The sequence below is a fragment of the Dinoroseobacter sp. PD6 genome (assembly GCF_028807315.1).
Classification (GTDB): domain Bacteria; phylum Pseudomonadota; class Alphaproteobacteria; order Rhodobacterales; family Rhodobacteraceae; genus Dinoroseobacter; species Dinoroseobacter shibae.
Genome location: NZ_JARAMN010000002.1, coordinates 421,975 through 439,184, shown reverse-complemented (window position 1 = coordinate 439,184; position 17,210 = coordinate 421,975). Strand labels below are relative to the sequence as shown.

Below are 17,210 nucleotides of genomic sequence, written 5' to 3'. Positions count from 1 at the left end.
GCGTGAAGCCCGCGCTCAGAGCGTGGCGTTGATCGCGCCGCCATCGGCCAGGATGTTCTGGGCCACGATGAAGCCTGCGTGCTGCGAGCAGAGGAAGGCGCAGGTGGCGCCGAACTCGGCCGCGGTGCCGTAGCGGCGCGCTGGGATCGTGGCCTGCCGTTGGGCGCGGGCCTCGTCGAGGGTGATGCCCTGGGCCTTGGCGACCCCGGTATCGAGCATGATCGCGCGGTCCGTGGCGTGGATGCCCGGCAGCAGGTTGTTGATCGTCACCCCGTGCGGGGCCACCTGCCGCGCGGTTCCGGCGACATAGCCCGTCAACCCCGCGCGCGCGGCATTGGACAGGCCCAGTTGCGGGATCGGCGCCTTGACCGAGCCGGAGGTGATGTTGACCACCCGGCCCCAGCCCGCGTCGATCATCCCCGGCAGGCAGGCTTTCATCAGCGCGATGGGGGTCAGCATGTTGCCGTCGAGGGCGGCGATGAAATCGTCCCGGTCCCAGTCGGACCACAGGCCCGGGGGCGGCCCGCCCGCGTTTGTCACCAGGATGTCGACCGCGCCCGCGGCCTCGAGCACCGCGGCGCGGCCGTCTTGGGACGTGATGTCGGCGGCGACCGCCGTGACCGCAACCCCGTGGCGATCGCGGATCGCGGTGGCGGTTTGCTCCAGCGCCTCGGCGCCGCGGGCGTTGATCACCAGGTCCACGCCGGCCTCGGCCAGCGCCTCGGCACAGCCGCGCCCCAACCCTTTCGATGCCGCGCAGACCAGCGCGCGCTTGCCCTTGATCCCAAGATCCATCGGTATTCTCCCTCGTTGCGCCCCAGACCTAGCGCCGGACCCCGGCAAGGCCAAGACCCGACTTGATCCGGGTCAACGAAGCGCGCCGCCGGACGGGGTAAGCTGCGCCAGGAAAGTGGGAGTTGGAGGTCACGATGACATCTATCTGCATTGCAACGGACCTGCATGGGGATACGGATCGCGCCATGGCGAGGGCCGCGCGGCTGGCGCGAATCCATGGCGCGCGGCTCTGCGTGGTGTCGGTGTTGCCGGATGCGGCGCGGGACGCGGAGATGAGCGCGCGTCGCGCCACGCTGGAGGCGCTGGTCGCGAACCTGCCCGACAGCGCAGGTCTGGAGACGGAGATCATCGTCGCCAGTGGCGAGCCGTCGGAGCAGATCCACCATGCGGCCCTTCATGCCAAGGCGGATCTGATGGTGGTGGGGCCCCATCACCAGGCAGGGATGCTCGATTCGTTGCGGCAGACGACGCTGGAAAAACTGGTCAAGGCGGCGCCGACGCCTGTCCTGCTGGTCACGGATCCGGTGGATCACGACTATGCCAGCGTGATCGCGCCGGTCGATTTCTCGCCCGCCTGTGCGGCGGCGGTGCGGGCGGCGCGGACCTTCGCCCCGGCGGCGGCGATCCACCTTCTGCATTCGGTGGGCGTGCCCTACCAGACCATCGTCGCGGCTCCGGGGGCGGTGGGCGATGTCAGCCCCATGGCCGATCCGACCCCGTTCATCGAGGATGCCAAGACCCGCGCCGAGGCCTGGCTTGCCGAAGAGCCGGGGCTTCTGGGTCTGACGCCACCGGTCGCCGAACCGCGGGCCCTGCCGCAATTGCTGGGCACGGTGCGGGCGGAAAAGGGCGGTGACCTGATCTGCCTCGGGGCGCATACGAAGCAGGGGTTTCTGGACCGGTTGCTCGGCAGCTTCACCGCCGAGTTGATCCGCAAACCGCCCTGTGACCTGCTGATCGCGCCGGGCGCGCGGTGATCGCACCGGGGGCGCCGGGCAAGCCGGGGAAAATCCCCGGCCTACGGCAGGTCCATGTCACGCGGGGTCACATGGTGTAGAAGAACTCCTCCCGCGCGATCTTGCCGTCGCGCACGGTGTAGATCGCGACCTCTTCCATGGGGATCTCGGTGCCGCTGGCCTTCTCGCGGATGAGCGACTTGAAGACCAGGGCGAACCGGTCGTCGCCGTGCAGGTGCGGGCCTTCGATACTGCCGGAGAGGAACTCCATCTCCGCTTCCCACCAGGCATGCTTGGCGCGGATGCCGTCGAGGCCGACGGTCTCGGCGCTGTCATTGCCGGGCATGCAGGCCGCCTCCACCGAGACGCAGTCCTCGGCATAGAGCGCGTCCAGAAGCTGGCCCGTGGTGTTGTCCGCGTTGGCTTTCTTCACCGCCAGCGCGATCTCTTTGAGATCCATGTCACCCTCCCTTTTGTTCTATCAATGTTCCAAGACTGGCGCAGGCCCCGGTTTCCGTCAAGCCGCCGCATCGGCACCTTCCCTTCCCGGCGGCGCATGGCTATATCCGGCCCATGCTGGACCGCACCCATAACGCCCCCGACCTGCCGCCCGAGATCGCGCGGCGCCGCACCTTCGCGATCATCTCGCACCCGGATGCGGGCAAGACGACCCTGACGGAGAAGTTTCTTCTCTATGGCGGGGCGATCCAGATGGCGGGACAGGTGCGCGCCAAGGGCGAGGCGCGGCGGACGCGCTCGGACTTCCTGGCGATGGAGAAGGACCGGGGGATTTCCGTGTCGGCCTCGGCCATGTCGTTCGATTACAAGGATTTCCGGTTCAACCTGGTGGACACGCCGGGCCACTCGGACTTCTCGGAGGATACCTACCGGACGCTGACGGCGGTGGATGCGGCGGTGATGGTGATCGACGGCGCGAAGGGGGTCGAGAGCCAGACGCAGAAGCTGTTCGAGGTGTGCCGGTTGCGCGACCTGCCGATCCTGACCTTCTGCAACAAGATGGACCGCGAGAGCCGGGACGTGTTCGACATCATCGACGAGATCCAGGAGAACCTGGCGATCGACGTCACCCCCGCAAGCTGGCCCATCGGGGTCGGGCGCGATTTTCTGGGGTGTTACGACCTGATCCATGACCGGCTGGAGCTGATGGACCGCGCCGACCGGAACAAGGTCGCCGAAAGCATCGAGATCAACGGTCTGGACGATCCGAAACTGGCCGAGCATGTGCCCGCGCATCTGCTGGAAAAGCTGCTCGAAGAGGTGGAGATGGCGCGCGAGCTCTTGCCGCCGCTGGACCAGCAGGCCTTGCGCGACGGGACGCTGACGCCGATCTGGTTCGGCTCGGCGATCAATTCCTTCGGGGTCAAGGAGTTGATGGACGGGATCGGAGAATACGGGCCCGAGCCGCAGGTCCAGCCCGCCGAACCGCGGCAGGTGTCCCCCGACGAGAAGGCGGTGACGGGCTTCGTGTTCAAGGTGCAGGCCAACATGGACCCCAAGCACCGCGACCGGGTGGCCTTCGTCCGCATGGTATCGGGGCATTTCAAGCGCGGCATGAAGCTGACCCATGTGCGGTCGAAAAAACCCATGGCAATCTCGAACCCGGTGCTGTTTCTCGCCTCGGACCGCGAGTTGGCCGAAGAGGCCTGGGCGGGCGACATCATCGGCATCCCGAACCACGGGCAGCTCAGGATCGGCGACGCGCTGACCGAGGGCGAGGCGATCCGGATCAGCGGCATCCCGTCCTTTGCGCCGGAGCTGTTGCAGACCGCGCGCGCGGGCGACCCGATGAAGGCCAAGCATCTGGAAAAGGCGCTGATGCAGTTCGCCGAGGAAGGCGCGGCGAAGGTGTTCAAGCCCGCCATCGGCTCGGGGTTCATCGTGGGCGTGGTGGGTCAGTTGCAGTTCGAGGTGCTGGCCAGCCGGATCGAGCTGGAATACGGCCTGCCGGTGCGGTTCGAGCCGTCGCAATTCACCTCCGCGCGCTGGATCACCGGCGAAAAGATCGCGCTGGACAAGCTGGAGGCGTCGAACAAGCAACACATCGCCCATGACCATGACGGCGACCCGGTGTTCCTGACACGCCTCCAATGGGACATCGACCGCATCGAGCGGGACTACCCGGACCTGAGCCTGACGGCGACGAAGGAAATGATGGTGTGAGCCTGACGCCGGCCTCTGGCGCGCGCATCACACCGCACAAAAAAAGAGCCGCGTTGCCGCGGCTCTTTCCTGTTTCCACAGTCCGTGCTGCGCTCAGGCAGCTTTCTTGCGGCGGCGCGTGGCGGCGAGGCCACCCAGACCGGCCAGCATCAGCCATGCACCGGCCGGCAGCGGAATCGCGCTCGGCTCGGTGAAGGTGTCCTTCTCCGTTGCCACAATGCCACCGTCGACCAGAGCGAAGGTTTCGAACTCGGCAAGGCCTTCGGCATCGCGCGTGAAGGTCACGTCGAATTCGAACGACCGCTCGACCGAACGGTCGAACATACCAACGGCGTCGGACCCGACGCAGGAGCCGCTATCTGCTGACACACAGACGGTGCTGACCGAGATCAGCGGATCGCCACCGCCCAGATCATCGACGGTCACCGTGCCGTACTCGGAGAAGCCCGCAATGATCCCGGACGTGATGTCGTCCACGATGTCGGCCGGGTCGAGCGTGCTTGCGAAGGCTTCGCCGCCGAGGGCCTCGATGGCCGCGGTGAAGCTGCTGCCATAGGACAGGCCGAAGAGTTCGATGCCTTCGGCGTCCAGCGCGCTCACCGCGTCGGCAACGGTCGAGATCGGATTGAGATCGACATTGTCGAGATCGTCGAAGTCCATTCCGAACTCGACTTCGCCCAAATCGCTGGTCTTGAATCCCGCATCGCCGAACATGAACACGAAGCGGGTGGAGCCATCGCGCCACTCGACGTTTTCCGCCACGAGTTCCGCAGCAGTCGTGCCGTTTTCTGGGCCATCGCCACCGTTATCGGGGTCACTCAGGGTCACGGCACCGATCGCGGCTGCGCCGGCAACCACATCCGTGGTCAGAGCGGAGTTGATCACGCGGCCGGGGACCGTGCCAGCCGGGGCGAGCCGTGCTGCCTCGGAATAGACGCCGACGCTGGAGGCGACATCGCCGAAGGCCGCGAGTTCGGCAAGGAGGTCATCCGCTGCGGCTTGCGCTGCGGCAATTTCCCCGCCCATGCTGCCGGACGTGTCGAAAAGAAAGTGAACGTCAATTTTTGCGGCTGTCGGCGGGGCGTCAGACACAGTCACGGTTTTGCGAAGGGTTACCGACTCGCCCACGGCCAGCTCGGCGCTGAAGGTCGCCGGATCGATGCTGTCGGCCATGGCGACAGATCCGAGGCAAATTGTGACTGCACCGATACCGGCTGACATCAGCCAAGTGCGTTGAAAAGTCATAAGATTTCCTCCTAAAGAAGGTACAGGACCAGATACTACCGGTAGTTACGTAATGCGCCTCAGCCGAGTCCGAAGCTCAATAAAGTACATCAAATTTACCCACATCACTCCGGCGACCAACATCGACGCCAAGATCACAATGCATCAACTTCTCTTTAGTTAAAAGAGTTTTTACCTTTATTAACGGCGCTCGACCGTCTCCGAACACCCTCGCAGGAGCCAGCGTTGAGCGGCAAGAATAGAGAAAAACCTTGGAAAACAGACATGGACGCGACACAGCGATGAACCTAGAATGGCAGGCAAATTTTGTAGTTGTCGAGGCCTCTCAAGATGTTCGGTTCCTGGCTTTCAAAGGTATTGTTTCCAATAACGATCTGCACGCTGATTGGCGTGCTTTCATTGCAGGATGCCTTTGCCCGGTCATTACAGATTGACGATCTGACCAGGGAGCGGGAACAGAGTAGCATCCTGCGCAGTCTGCAACTTGACGCCTTCAAGGATCCGGAGCTTCTCCAACTTTTCAAAGACGCCTCCAGCGCCTTGCGGGAGGAGCGGTACGAGGACGCAGAGGCTGCAGCCCTCAGCCTGACAGAAAAGGCACCAGACGCGCCACAAGGCTGGCACATGTTGGGAATGGCCCGCGTGAAAAACGGGTCCACTTCCGGTGCGCTTCACGCCCTAGACGCCGCGGCAGCGCGTTACAAGAACAACTCGGACCCGTTGGTCATCAAGGGAGATGTGCTGCGCGGGCTGGGTCGGTTTGACGATGCCGAGGCCGCGTATCGTCGCGCTGTCGAGATTAATCCGGACGATCTGCGCGGGGTCGAGGGGCTCGGGGCGATGTTAGAGGCTGGGGGCAAAGCGGACGAAGCGATCACCGTCTATCAATCTGCTCTAGCAACGAACCCTTCGGATATCACCTTCGCGTTGAATACCGCGCGCCTCCAGGTGGCACTGGACGATCTTTCCGCCGCACGGGAGACCCTAAAGAGGTTCGAGGCCTCAAATCCCGAAAACCCCCAGGTCAAAATTGCACTCGGGCGAGTTGAATTCCTTTCTGGAAACAATGAAGCCGCGACGGCCTATTTCGATCAGGCGATCCGTATCGCCCCCGAGAATGCGACCCAGTATCTGCTAAAGGCGCGCGCCCAGTTGAATGCAACCGAGTTTGCAGCGGCAGAAGAAACATTGCGCGGCGCGCGTGAGATCTTTCCGGATGATCCGCAAGTGCCCTTTGAACTCGCCAGTCTGTACGGAGTCACGCGCGACTACGCCCGGGCTGCCGAAGTTTTCGCGGCAGGCGCCAAAAGGTGGCCTGATATCATGGGGTTCCACTCTGGACTCCTCAGGGCCTCTTATCGCCTGAATGATTTTGAGGCGGCCCTGTCCGCGGCAAGAGTGCTTTCAAGCCAGCCCGGCGCCTCTGCCGTCGACCACATCTGGCATGCACTCGTCCTCGAGAGGCTCGAGCGGGTCGATAGCGCGATCACCTCGTATGATACTGCACTGGAGCTTGATCCAGCAAACTGGCTTGCCGCCAACAATCTGGCAAACCTCTTGTTTGACCGTGCCCCAGACAGGGCATTGGAGCTTGCACGGCTGGCTCATCGGACAGCGTCCGAAAACATCGCGGTAAACAGGACACTCGCCTGGGCAGAATTTTCCGCCGGCAACACAGAGGCCGCCCTCGCGCTCTACGACTCTCTGGCGCCAGAAGCTTCCGATGATCCGATCCAACTCTTCCGGCACGGGCAGGTTCTGATTGAAGCCGAAGAGGCCGAAGCAGGCCGCATCCTCATCGAAAAAGCTCTTGCACTTGATGCTGAATTCAGAGGAGCAGAAGATGCTCGGAAGCTGCTCGCGGAATGACCTCTGAAGGCCATCGGACCTGGCCGGTGGCGCGAACATGAAGAAGGTCGCGGGCGGCAGGCGAGTTTGACGGCAAGCCGGTCTGCGTTGTCGGTTCGGTCGGAAAATCGATCGAGAACTCCATCAGCTTCTGACGTTCGGGTTACTGACCCGGAGACTTTCGCAGCACCCGTGCCATGCTCACCCTATCCGCGACCGCGGCGGCGCAGCGTTTGACCGGAATATCTAATTCGGGTATGACGCGGACATCCTTGTGGATAACCGCTCGCAGGACGCACAGAGCACGCGTCCTAACACCCTACGGCCCGATGCCGTAACCAATGGACGTACATGACAAAATTTTCCGACCTGAACCTCGATCCGAAGGTTCTCAAAGCCATATCCGAAGCCGGGTACGACACCCCCACCCCGATCCAGGCCGAGGCGATCCCGCCCGCCCTGGAAGGCCGCGACGTTCTGGGGATCGCCCAGACCGGGACCGGCAAGACGGCGAGCTTCACGCTGCCGATGATCACGATGCTGCGCAAGGGCCGCGCCCGGGCGCGGATGCCGCGGAGCCTGGTTCTGGCGCCTACGCGCGAACTGGCCGCGCAGGTGGCAGAGAACTTCGACATCTATGCCAAGCACACCAAGCTGACCAAGGCGCTGCTGATCGGCGGCGTGTCGTTCAAGGAACAGGACCTGCTGATCGACAAGGGGGTCGATGTTCTGATCGCCACGCCGGGTCGGCTGCTGGATCATTTCGAGCGCGGCAAGCTGATCCTGACGGATGTGAAGGTGATGGTGGTCGACGAGGCCGACCGGATGCTGGACATGGGGTTCATCCCCGATATCGAGAAGATCTTTCAGCTGACGCCGTTCACCCGCCAGACTCTGTTCTTCTCGGCCACCATGGCGCCGGAGATCGAGCGGATCACCAACACCTTCCTCAGCAACCCCGCGCGGGTCGAGGTGGCGCGGCAATCCACGACCTCGGAGACGATCACCCAGGGTCTGGTGCAGTTCAAACCGTCCCGCCGGGACCGGGCGACCGCCTTCAAGGAGAAGCGCGAGATGCTGCGGGCGCTGATCGAGCGGGAGGGCGATGGGTGCCGGAACGCGATCATCTTCTGCAACCGCAAGATGGATGTGGACGTGGTGGCGAAGTCGCTGATCAAGCATGGCTATGACGCCGCCCCGATCCATGGCGACCTGGAGCAGAGCCAGCGGACCAAGACCCTGGACCAGTTCCGCGACGGGACGCTGAAATTCCTTGTGGCCTCGGACGTGGCGGCGCGCGGGCTGGATATTCCGAACGTGAGCCATGTGTTCAATTTCGACGTGCCCAGCCACGCGGAGGATTATGTCCACCGGATCGGGCGCACGGGGCGCGCCGGGCGCAAGGGCACAACGCTGATGCTGGCGGTGCCGGCGGATGACAAGCTGCTGGCGGCGATCGAGGACCTGGTGAAGCTGGAGATCCCGCGGATCGAGGCGCCGGGGATTTCGGCCCCGCAGGGCGGCCGGTCCAAGGACGAAGAGCGCCCGGAGCCCGAGAAGCGGGAGCGGCGCAGCCGCAGGCGGACCAAGCCGGAGCCCGCGAAGGCCGACGCGCCGGAGCAGGCCCCCGTGGCGGCCCAGGCGGAGACCGCCGTGGCGGAGGCCGAGGAGGCGCCGATCCCGGACGCAGTGCTGCCCGCGGCCCGCAAGACCGAGACGCCGCAGCGCGGACGCAAGGGGCGCGCGCGCGACACCGGGCCCAAACAGGTGGGCCTGGGCGATCACGTGCCCGATTTCCTGCTGCGCAGCTTCTCGGAACGCTCCACGACCTGAGCCCTGCGCGACGGCCGCCCCGAGACGGGGCGCCGTCCCCGCCGGGGATCGACCCCGGCGCGGACGGGCGGTCAAACCGCCCCTGCCCCTATTCGGCCATCAGACGTGAGATCAGGACGCTGACTTCCGGTCGGCGGCCCAGTTCGGTCACGCAGACCTGGCGCACGGCGCGGGTCACGGCCTCTTCCAGCCGCCCGTCATCGTCGAGGGTCTTGCGGTTGGCACGGGTCAACACCTGGCCCACCTCGTATTCCACCAGCTCCTGCATGTCGGCCTTGCTCTGGCCGATCTCGGGCAGGCCGCGCAGTTCGGCCCAGGCGTCTTCGATCGGGTCGTCACCCTCGTCGATGATCACCGCCACGACCACATGGCCGTTGAGCGCCATCTTGAGCCGGTCGCGCACCACCCCGTCGAACGCCCCCACCAGCAGCGAGCCGTCGAGATAGGTGCGGCCCGTCTCGACATGTTCCACCACGCCGGGCTTGTTGCCGCTGAGCACGACCATGGCGCCATTGGGCGCGAGGATGCCGCGCCGGCCCTGGGCCTCGGCCAGGCGCGCATGGGCGCGCAGGTGGCGGTGTTCGCCATGCATGGGCACGACCATCTTCGGGTTCACCAGCTTGTGGATTTCCAGCAGGTCGGGCCGGTTGGCATGCCCCGAGACATGGTAGCGCCCGCCCTCGTCATCCACGAGGTCCACGCCCTTCTCGCTGAGCGCGTTCATGATCCGGGCGACGCCCTTTTCATTGCCGGGAATGGTCTTGGAGGAGAAGACGAAGAGATCGCCTTCGGTCAGCTCGAAGCCGAGATACTTGCCGCGCGCAAGCTGGGCGGAGGCGGCGCGGCGTTCCCCCTGGCTGCCGGTGACGATCAGCATCAGGTTGTCGCGCGGGATGTCACCCGCGGCCTCGGGCGGGATCGTGGGCGGGAAATCCGTCAGCACGCCGCTTTCGACCCCGGCGGTGACCATGCGCTTCATCGCGCGGCCCAGCAGGACGACGGAGCGCCCGGCCTCCCGGCCCGCCTCGGCCAGAGAGCGCAGGCGGGCGATGTTCGACGCGAAGGTCGTGGCCACCACCATGCCCTTGGCCTCGGCCACCAGCGGTTTCAGCTCGGGTGCCACATCGGCCTCGGACCGGCCGGGCTTGGGCGAGAAGACATTGGTGCTGTCGCAGACCAGGGCCAGCACCCCGTCCTTCGACACCTCGCGCCACAGGTCGGGATCGAAGGGCTCGCCCACGATGGGCGTCGGGTCGAGCTTGAAATCGCCGGTATGGATCACCCGGCCCGCCGGGCTGTCGATCACGAGGCCCGCGGCCTCGGGGATCGAATGGGAGACCGGCAGGTAGGAGACCTTGAAGGGTCCCGCCTCGACCACCTCCGGCCAGGCGCCGACGATACGCACCTCGTCGGGATCGAGGCCCTTTTCCTCCATCTTCCGGCGCGCGATGTTGCCGGTGAAGGCGCGCGCATAGACCGGCGCCTTGAGCCGCCCATGCAGCAAGCTCACGCCGCCCACATGGTCCTCGTGGGCGTGGGTGACGAAGATCGCCTCCAGCCGGTCGGCGCGCTCGGCCAGCCACGACACATCCGCCGTGATCAGGTCCACGCCCGGGGTGGTGTCCATGTCCGGAAACGCCACGCCGAGATCGACGAGGATATACCGCTCGCGCCCCTCGGGACCGTAGCCGTAGACATAGGCATTCATGCCAATCTCCCCCGCGCCGCCCAGGGGAAGATAGATCAACCGCTCTGCCATCATGCCTCTCTGTTATAACTGTTTATCGTCACGAGCCCCTGCATTGTCAGATCATCCACCCAGGCGTCAAACAGTTCCGCGCCCTGGGAGAACAATGGCGCCAGTCCCCCGGTGGAAATCACGCGCATGGGGCGGGCGCGCTCGGCCTTGATCTGGGCGCAGATCTCGCGCACGAGACCCACATAGCCCCAGAAGACGCCCGATTGCATGCAGGCGACGGTGTTCGTGCCCACGACCGTGTCGGGCATGGAGATATCCACATGGGGCAAGGCGGCTGCGGCGTTGTGCAGCGCCTCCAGGCTGAGATTCACGCCCGGCGCGATCACCCCACCGACATAGGCACCGTCCACATCGACCACGTCGAAGGTGGTGGCGGTGCCGAAATCCACCACGATCAGGTCGCCGCCGAACTGGGTGAAACCGGCCACGGTGTTGACCAGCCGGTCGGGGCCCACCTGGGTGCCCGCATCGACGCGCACATCCACCGGCAGCGCACAGCCGGGCTTGCCCACCACCAGCGGGCGGCAGTTGAAGTAGCGGTCGCACAGCACGCGCAGGTTGAACACCACCCGCGGCACGGTCGACGAGATGATGACCTCGGTGATCTCCACCTCGATCTTCTGCATCTGCATCAGGCTTTGCAGCCAGACATAGTACTGATCGGCGGTGCGCTGGTGCTCGGTCGCGGTGCGCCAGACCGCCACGAAGTCGGTGCCGTCATGGATGGCGAAGACGGTGTTGGTGTTGCCGCAGTCGATGGCCAGAAGCATTGGACTGCTCCTCTCGTTTCTCAGAAAAACACGTCTGCCGCCGGGAGGGTGCGCCGGCCGGAGGCGGTGGTGAGGATCAGCGCGCCGTCCTCGGCGAGCCCGTCGAAGGTGCCGTGGACCTCCTCGGTCATGGTGCGGGCGCGGATCGGGGCGCCGAGATGGGCGGCCGCATCGAGCCAGGCGGTGCGGATGGGGGCAAAGCCGTAGGTGGTGAAGCTGGCCTCGCGCCGGGCATAGGCGGGGGCGAGCAAGTCGAGGAAGTCTTCGGGTCCGATCTCGATCCCGGTCTCGCCCGCCAGAGACACAGGCGGCAGCGCGCCGGGCTCCACGCTGTCGGCGGGCGGAGCGGCGATCAGGTTGACGCCGATCCCGATGGCGAGGGTAAGGTTGCCTTGAGTGCCCATGGATTCGAGCAGGATGCCCGCCACCTTGCCGCCATTCAGCAACACGTCATTGGGCCATTTCAGAGATACGGATTCAGGCCGTCCCGTGGCGAGGATCAGTGCATCCATCAGCGCAAGCGCGGCCACGAAGGACCGGAGCGCAACCTGATCGGTGGTCTCGAACGGGCGCATCACGAGGGTGGCGGCGAAATTGCCCTCGGGATTGGCCCAGGCGCGACCCCGGCGGCCCCGGGCCGCCGTCTGGCGCAGGCCGAGGATCCAGGTCGGGCCGGTCAGGGAGGCGGCGATCCTTGCGGCCTCGGCATTGGTGCTGTCGACCTCCCCCAGGACGCGTTTCGCGACCCCGTCGGGCCAGCGCAGGTCAGCGGACAAGCGATTCCGCCGCGGCCAGCGCCATGCCTTCGACCCCGAAGAAATTGACGATCCCCACCAGCATGATCACGGCGGACGCCATGAGAAAGCCGTATTGGACCATCGGCATGCTGCCTTCCAGCGCGTCGTCGGCCTTGCCGAAATACATGTAGTAGACGATGCGCAGGTAGTAGAACGCGCCGATCACCGAGGCCATGACCCCGGCGATGGCAAGCCAGGTCAGGCCCCCGTCCACCGCGGCCAGCAGCACGGTATACTTGCCGAAAAAGCCCAGCAGCGGCGGGATGCCCGCCAGGCTAAACATCAGCAGCAGCAGCGCCATGGCCTTGGTCGGCTCCCGGCTGGCGAACTGGTTGAGCGACGCGATCTCTGTCACGGCGACCCCGTCCTTCTCCATCGACAGGATGAAGGCGAAGGTGCCGATATTCATGGTCACATAGATCGCCATGTAGATCAGCATCGCCTGCACCCCCCCGACCGTGCCCGCGGCCAGCCCCATCAGCGCAAAACCCATATGGGCTATGGAGGAGTAGGCCATCAGCCGCTTGATGTCGGTCTGGCCGATCGCCGCGATGGAGCCCAGGAACATCGACAGCACCGCGAGGAAGGCGACGATCTGCTGCCAGTCGCCGATCGCGTTGCCGAAGGCGTCATGGACCACGCGCGCAAAGAGCGCCATGGCCGCGACCTTGGGTGCGGTGGCAAAGAGTGCGGTAACCGGCGTGGGCGAGCCTTCGTAGACATCCGGCGTCCACATGTGGAAGGGCGCGGCGGAGACCTTGAACGCAAGGCCCGCGGTCAGGAAGACGAGACCGAAGAGCAGCCCCATGGAGATCTCGCCCTCGGTCGCCGTGGTGATGATCCCCGAGAAGAGCGTCGTGCCCGCGTAGCCATAGGTCAGCGACGCACCATAGAGCAGCATGCCCGAACTGAGCGCGCCCAGGACGAAGTATTTCAGGCCGGCTTCGGTGGAGCGCGTGTCGTCCCGGTGCAGCGAGGCGACCACGTAGAGGGCGAGCGATTGCAGCTCCAGCCCCATGTAGAGCGCCATCAGGTCGCCCGCGGAGACCATCATCATCATGCCCACAACCGCAAGCGCGATCAGGATGGGGTATTCGAATTTCAGGATGCCCAGCTTGGACATGTGATCGAGGCTCATCACCAGGATCGCGGCGGCCGACAGAAGGATGGTGATCTTGGCGAAGCGCGCGAAACTGTCATCGACGAACATGCCCCCGAAGGCGACGCGGTCGCCCTCTGCTGAGATGCCGATCCAGAAGGCCAGCCCGACGAACACGGCCGCGGTCAGCCAGACCAGCAGGGGCGCCGTGCGGTCCTTGCCCGTGTAGACGCCGTACATCAGCCCGGCCATGGCGAAGATCGCCAGGGCAATTTCGGGCATCACGATCGCGATATCTTGGGAAATCATGGCTCAGTCCTCAGTGCGCGGTGCCGGCGACCATGGTGTCGGGCACGAAGGCCGCCACCTGCGCGGTGTATTGGGTCAGCATCCCCTCGACGGAGGGGCCGATGATGTCGGTCACAAGGCTCGGATAGACGCCCAGCAGGAGCGTCATCACGATCAGCGGCGCGAAGATCGCCCGCTCCCGCAGGGTCATGTCGTTGATCGTCTTCAGGCTTTCCTTGATCAGGTCGCCGAACACCACCCGGCGGTAGAGCCAGAGCGCATAGCCCGCCGACAGGATGACGCCGGTGGCCGCGACAAAGGCCACCCAGGTATTGACCTGGAAGACGCCCACAAGGGTCAGGAATTCGCCCACGAAGCCCGAGGTGCCCGGCAGACCGACATTGGCCATGGTGAAGAGCATGAACACGAGCGCATAGGCCGGCATCCGGTTCACGAGGCCGCCATAGGCGTCGATCTCGCGGGTGTGCATCCGGTCGTAGATCACGCCGACGCAGAGAAACAGCGCGCCGGAGATGAAGCCGTGGCTGATCATCTGGAAGATCGCCCCGTCGACGCCCTGCTGGTTCGCCGCGAAGATCCCCATGGTCACGAAGCCCATATGGGCGACCGAGGAATAGGCGATCAGCTTCTTCATGTCGGTCTGCACCAGGGCCACGAGCGAGGTGTAGACGATCGCGATGGCCGACAGCCACAGCACCAGCGGCGCCATGATGTCGGAGGCCACCGGGAACATCGGCAGCGAGAAGCGCAGGAAACCGTAGCCCCCCATTTTCAGCAGGATCGCCGCCAGCACCACGGAGCCCGCGGTCGGCGCCTGCACGTGGGCGTCCGGCAGCCAGGTATGGACCGGCCACATGGGCATCTTCACCGCGAAACTGGCGAAGAAGGCCAGCCACAGCAGCACCTGCATCCCGCCGAGGATGTGGATGCCCAGCACCTCGATCGTGGTCGTGCCGAACTGGTGGGTCAGCAGCGTCGGGATATCCGTCGTGCCCGCATCCACATACATCGCGACCATCGCCACCAGCATCAGGACCGAGCCGAGGAAGGTATAGAGGAAGAACTTGAAGCTGGCATAGATCCGGTTCGCCCCGCCCCAGATCCCGATGATCAGGAACATCGGGATCAGCCCGGCCTCGAAGAACAGGTAGAACAGCACGAGATCCAGCGCGGTGAACACGCCGATCATCAGCGTCTCGAGCACCAGGAAGGCGATCATGTATTCCTTGACCCGCGTCTCCACCGTCCAGCACGACGCGATGGTGATCGGCATCAGGAAGGTGGTCAGCATCACGAACAGGATCGAGATGCCGTCCACCCCCATCTTGTAGGTCAGCCCGAGCACCCAGGGGCGTTCCTCGACGAACTGGAAGCCGGTGTCCTGCGGGTCGAACCCGGCCAGCAGGAAGAGCGACAGGATGAAGGTCACCGAGGTCGCGATCAGCGCCAGCCACTTGGCGTTGCGCCGCGCGGCCTCGTCATCGCCGCGCAGGAACAGCGCCAGGATCAGGGCCGCGACCGCAGGAATGAAGGTGATGATGGAAAGGAGGTTGTCCATTACTCTGCTCCGCCCCCGATCATCATCCAGGTGACCAGGATCGTGATGCCCAGCACCATGGCGAAGGCATAGTGGAAGAGGTAGCCCGACTGCGCCCGGCCCGCGAGCCGCGTGAAGAACGGAATGATCCCCATCGCGAGCCCGTTGATGCCGCCGTCGATGGTCGCCCCGTCCCCCTTGGTCCAGAGGAACCGCCCGATCGCCTTGGAAGGCTTCACGAAGACCGCGTCATAGATCTCGTCGAAATACCACTTGTTGTAGATGAAGTTGTAGACCGGCCAGAGCGTCTCGGCGAAGGTGCCCGGCAGGCTCGGCTTGCGGATGTAGAACAGGTAGCTCAGGCCCAGCCCGATCAGCATCGCCACGAAGGGGCTGACCTTCACCCATTTCGGCACGTCATGGGCATCGGCCATGACCGTGTTCTCGGGCGCCATGTAGACCGCGCCCTCACCGGGCTGGCCCACATAGACATAGTGATGCCCGTCGTCGGCATGGGCCTCCTCGCTCTGCTCCTCGGCATAGGGAATGCCGTAGAACTTTGCGACCTGGTCGGTGTGGCCGAAGAAGCTGCCATACCAGATCGCCCCGGCGAAGACCGACCCCAGCGCCAGAACGCCCAGCGGGATCAGCATGACCTTGGGGCTTTCATGGGCGTGCTCGTGGGTGTGCTTGTCGCCGCGCGGCGTGCCGTAGAAGGTCATGAACATCAGCCGCCAGCTGTAGAAGCTGGTCATCAGCGCGGCGATCACCAGCATCCAGAAGGCGTACATATGCGCCGCGTTCGTCCCGGCAAAGGCGCTCTCGATCACCGCGTCCTTGGAGGCAAAGCCCGCGAAGCCGATCCAACCCGTCAGCGGGATGCCGACGCCGGTGATGGCAAGGGTGCCGATCATCATCGCCCAGAAGGTATAGGGGATCTTCTTGCGCAGACCGCCGTAGTTGCGCATGTCCTGCTCGTGGTGCATGGCATGGATGACCGAGCCCGCGCCCAGGAACAGCATCGCCTTGAAGAACGCGTGGGTGAACAGGTGGAACATCGCCACCGGATAGGCCCCCACGCCCGCGGCCACGAACATGTAGCCCAGCTGCGAACAGGTCGAATAGGCGATCACGCGCTTGATGTCGTTCTGCACCAGGCCCACGGTCGCGGCGAAAAAGGCGGTGGTGGCCCCCACGAAGGTCACGAAGGTCATGGCTTGGGGCGCGAACTCCATCACCGGGGACATCCGGCACACGAGGAACACGCCCGCGGTCACCATGGTCGCGGCGTGGATCAGCGCCGACACGGGCGTCGGGCCTTCCATCGCGTCCGGCAGCCAGGTGTGCAGGAAAAGCTGCGCCGATTTTCCCATCGCCCCGATGAAGAGCAGGAAGGCGATCAGGTTCGCGGCGTTCCAGTCGGTCCACAGAAAGCTGATCTGGGTCTCGGCCAGCTCGGGCGCGGCGGCGAAGATGTCCGTGAGATTCACGCTGTCGGTCAGGTAGAACAGGGCGAAGATGCCCAGAAGGAAGCCGAAATCCCCCACCCGGTTGACGATGAAGGCCTTCATGGCCGCGGCCCCCGCCGACGGCTTGCGCCAGTAGAACCCGATCAGGAGATACGAGGCCACGCCCACCCCTTCCCAACCGAAGAACATCTGCACCAGGTTGTCGGAGGTCACGAGCATCAGCATCGCGAAAGTGAAGAAGCTCAGATACGCGAAGAAACGCGGCTTGTAGGTCTCGCCCTCGCGCCACTGGGGGTCGTGGTCCATGTAGCCGAAGGAATAGAGATGCACGAGCGCCGAGACCGTGTTGACCACGATCAGCATGATCGCCGTCAGCCGGTCCATCCGGATCGCCCAGTCGGCGGCGAGCGACCCGCTCTCGATCCAGCGCAGGACCTGGATCTGCTCGGTGGTGCCGTCGAAGGTCAGGAAGACGAACCAGCTCAGGAATGCGGCGAGGAACACGAAGCCCGTCGAGACCAAGAGCGCGGCCTTCTCGCCGATGAACTTCCAGCCGAAGCCGCAGATCAGCGCGCCGACCAGGGGGGCAAAGAGGATAATCGATTCCATGGT

At 64.8% G+C, this 17,210-nt stretch carries 13 protein-coding genes; 4 read left to right on the top strand and 9 right to left on the bottom strand.

Going from position 1 to position 17,210, the window contains the following annotated elements; translation table 11 throughout:
• Positions 1-15: 15 nt before the first annotated feature.
• Positions 16-795 carry an SDR family oxidoreductase gene (locus PVW48_RS05470; RefSeq protein ID WP_274580610.1) on the bottom strand — a complete coding sequence of 260 codons (780 nt, stop codon included), beginning with the start codon at positions 793-795 and terminating at the stop codon, positions 16-18.
• Positions 796-929: 134 nt separating this feature from the next.
• On the opposite strand from PVW48_RS05470, the gene PVW48_RS05465 reads away from it, so the two are divergent.
• The gene (locus PVW48_RS05465; RefSeq protein WP_274580609.1) at positions 930-1,772 is read left to right on the top strand and encodes a universal stress protein; all 843 of its coding nucleotides are present in this window, start codon (positions 930-932) and stop codon (positions 1,770-1,772) included.
• Between the two features lie 67 nt (positions 1,773-1,839).
• Here the strand turns inward: PVW48_RS05465 and PVW48_RS05460 are convergent, their stop codons facing one another.
• The gene (locus PVW48_RS05460) at positions 1,840-2,211 is read right to left on the bottom strand and encodes a nuclear transport factor 2 family protein (RefSeq protein ID WP_274580608.1); all 372 of its coding nucleotides are present in this window, start codon (positions 2,209-2,211) and stop codon (positions 1,840-1,842) included.
• 113 nt (positions 2,212-2,324) lie between these two features.
• Here PVW48_RS05460 and PVW48_RS05455 point away from each other — a divergent pair, with 113 nt between their 5' ends.
• Entirely contained in the window at positions 2,325-3,932 is a 1,608-nt protein-coding gene (locus PVW48_RS05455; protein ID WP_274580607.1) for a peptide chain release factor 3, read from the top strand.
• Between the two features lie 93 nt (positions 3,933-4,025).
• Here the strand turns inward: PVW48_RS05455 and PVW48_RS05450 are convergent, their stop codons facing one another.
• Positions 4,026-5,105: a VPLPA-CTERM sorting domain-containing protein gene (locus tag PVW48_RS05450; protein WP_274580606.1), complete on the bottom strand. Its 1,080-nt coding sequence runs from the start codon at positions 5,103-5,105 to the stop codon at positions 4,026-4,028.
• A gap of 402 nt (positions 5,106-5,507) precedes the next feature.
• Here PVW48_RS05450 and PVW48_RS05445 point away from each other — a divergent pair, with 402 nt between their 5' ends.
• Both PVW48_RS05445 and PVW48_RS05440 read left to right on the top strand, forming a co-directional pair.
• Complete coding sequence (locus PVW48_RS05445) at positions 5,508-7,046, top strand: tetratricopeptide repeat protein (RefSeq protein ID WP_274580604.1); 1,539 nt, start codon at positions 5,508-5,510, stop codon at positions 7,044-7,046.
• Positions 7,047-7,376: 330 nt separating this feature from the next.
• The gene (locus PVW48_RS05440) at positions 7,377-8,858 is read left to right on the top strand and encodes a DEAD/DEAH box helicase (protein ID WP_274580602.1); all 1,482 of its coding nucleotides are present in this window, start codon (positions 7,377-7,379) and stop codon (positions 8,856-8,858) included.
• Between the two features lie 88 nt (positions 8,859-8,946).
• Here PVW48_RS05440 and PVW48_RS05435 read toward each other — a convergent pair whose 3' ends face one another.
• From PVW48_RS05435 to nuoL, 6 genes are read right to left on the bottom strand one after another with little or no spacing between them, the layout of a single operon-like run.
• A complete protein-coding gene (locus PVW48_RS05435) occupies positions 8,947-10,620 on the bottom strand; it encodes a ribonuclease J (protein ID WP_274580601.1) in 1,674 nt (557 codons plus the stop codon).
• Positions 10,617-11,387: a type III pantothenate kinase gene (locus tag PVW48_RS05430; protein ID WP_274580600.1), complete on the bottom strand. Its 771-nt coding sequence runs from the start codon at positions 11,385-11,387 to the stop codon at positions 10,617-10,619. The genes PVW48_RS05435 and PVW48_RS05430 overlap by 4 nt, the downstream gene beginning before the upstream one ends.
• Positions 11,388-11,407: 20 nt before the next feature.
• Entirely contained in the window at positions 11,408-12,163 is a 756-nt protein-coding gene (locus PVW48_RS05425; RefSeq protein WP_274580599.1) for a biotin--[acetyl-CoA-carboxylase] ligase, read from the bottom strand.
• Complete coding sequence (nuoN, locus tag PVW48_RS05420) at positions 12,153-13,592, bottom strand: NADH-quinone oxidoreductase subunit NuoN (RefSeq protein ID WP_274580598.1); 1,440 nt, start codon at positions 13,590-13,592, stop codon at positions 12,153-12,155. Before nuoN ends, PVW48_RS05425 begins: the two co-directional genes overlap by 11 nt.
• Positions 13,593-13,602: 10 nt before the next feature.
• On the bottom strand, positions 13,603-15,150 hold the full coding sequence (locus PVW48_RS05415; RefSeq protein ID WP_012178000.1) for an NADH-quinone oxidoreductase subunit M: 1,548 nt from the start codon (positions 15,148-15,150) through the stop codon (positions 13,603-13,605).
• On the bottom strand, positions 15,150-17,207 hold the full coding sequence (gene nuoL / locus PVW48_RS05410) for an NADH-quinone oxidoreductase subunit L (RefSeq protein WP_274580597.1): 2,058 nt from the start codon (positions 17,205-17,207) through the stop codon (positions 15,150-15,152). The genes PVW48_RS05415 and nuoL overlap by 1 nt, the downstream gene beginning before the upstream one ends.
• Positions 17,208-17,210 lie beyond the last annotated feature (3 nt).

Bases quoted from the DNA above. Each gene is read 5' to 3' on its own strand.
- PVW48_RS05465 (WP_274580609.1), top strand. From the start codon at position 930: ATGACATCTATCTGCATTGCAACGGACCTGCATGGGGATACGGATCGC.
- PVW48_RS05445 (WP_274580604.1), top strand. From the start codon at position 5,508: ATGTTCGGTTCCTGGCTTTCAAAGGTATTGTTTCCAATAACGATCTGC.
- PVW48_RS05450 (WP_274580606.1), bottom strand. From the start codon at position 5,105: ATGGCCGACAGCATCGATCCGGCGACCTTCAGCGCCGAGCTGGCCGTG.
- PVW48_RS05435 (WP_274580601.1), bottom strand. From the start codon at position 10,620: ATGATGGCAGAGCGGTTGATCTATCTTCCCCTGGGCGGCGCGGGGGAG.
- PVW48_RS05440 (WP_274580602.1), top strand. From the start codon at position 7,377: ATGACAAAATTTTCCGACCTGAACCTCGATCCGAAGGTTCTCAAAGCC.
- PVW48_RS05430 (WP_274580600.1), bottom strand. From the start codon at position 11,387: ATGCTTCTGGCCATCGACTGCGGCAACACCAACACCGTCTTCGCCATC.
- PVW48_RS05455 (WP_274580607.1), top strand. From the start codon at position 2,325: ATGCTGGACCGCACCCATAACGCCCCCGACCTGCCGCCCGAGATCGCG.
- PVW48_RS05415 (WP_012178000.1), bottom strand. From the start codon at position 15,150: ATGGACAACCTCCTTTCCATCATCACCTTCATTCCTGCGGTCGCGGCC.
- nuoL (WP_274580597.1), bottom strand. From the start codon at position 17,207: ATGGAATCGATTATCCTCTTTGCCCCCCTGGTCGGCGCGCTGATCTGC.
- PVW48_RS05470 (WP_274580610.1), bottom strand. From the start codon at position 795: ATGGATCTTGGGATCAAGGGCAAGCGCGCGCTGGTCTGCGCGGCATCG.
- PVW48_RS05460 (WP_274580608.1), bottom strand. From the start codon at position 2,211: ATGGATCTCAAAGAGATCGCGCTGGCGGTGAAGAAAGCCAACGCGGAC.
- nuoN (WP_274580598.1), bottom strand. From the start codon at position 13,592: ATGATTTCCCAAGATATCGCGATCGTGATGCCCGAAATTGCCCTGGCG.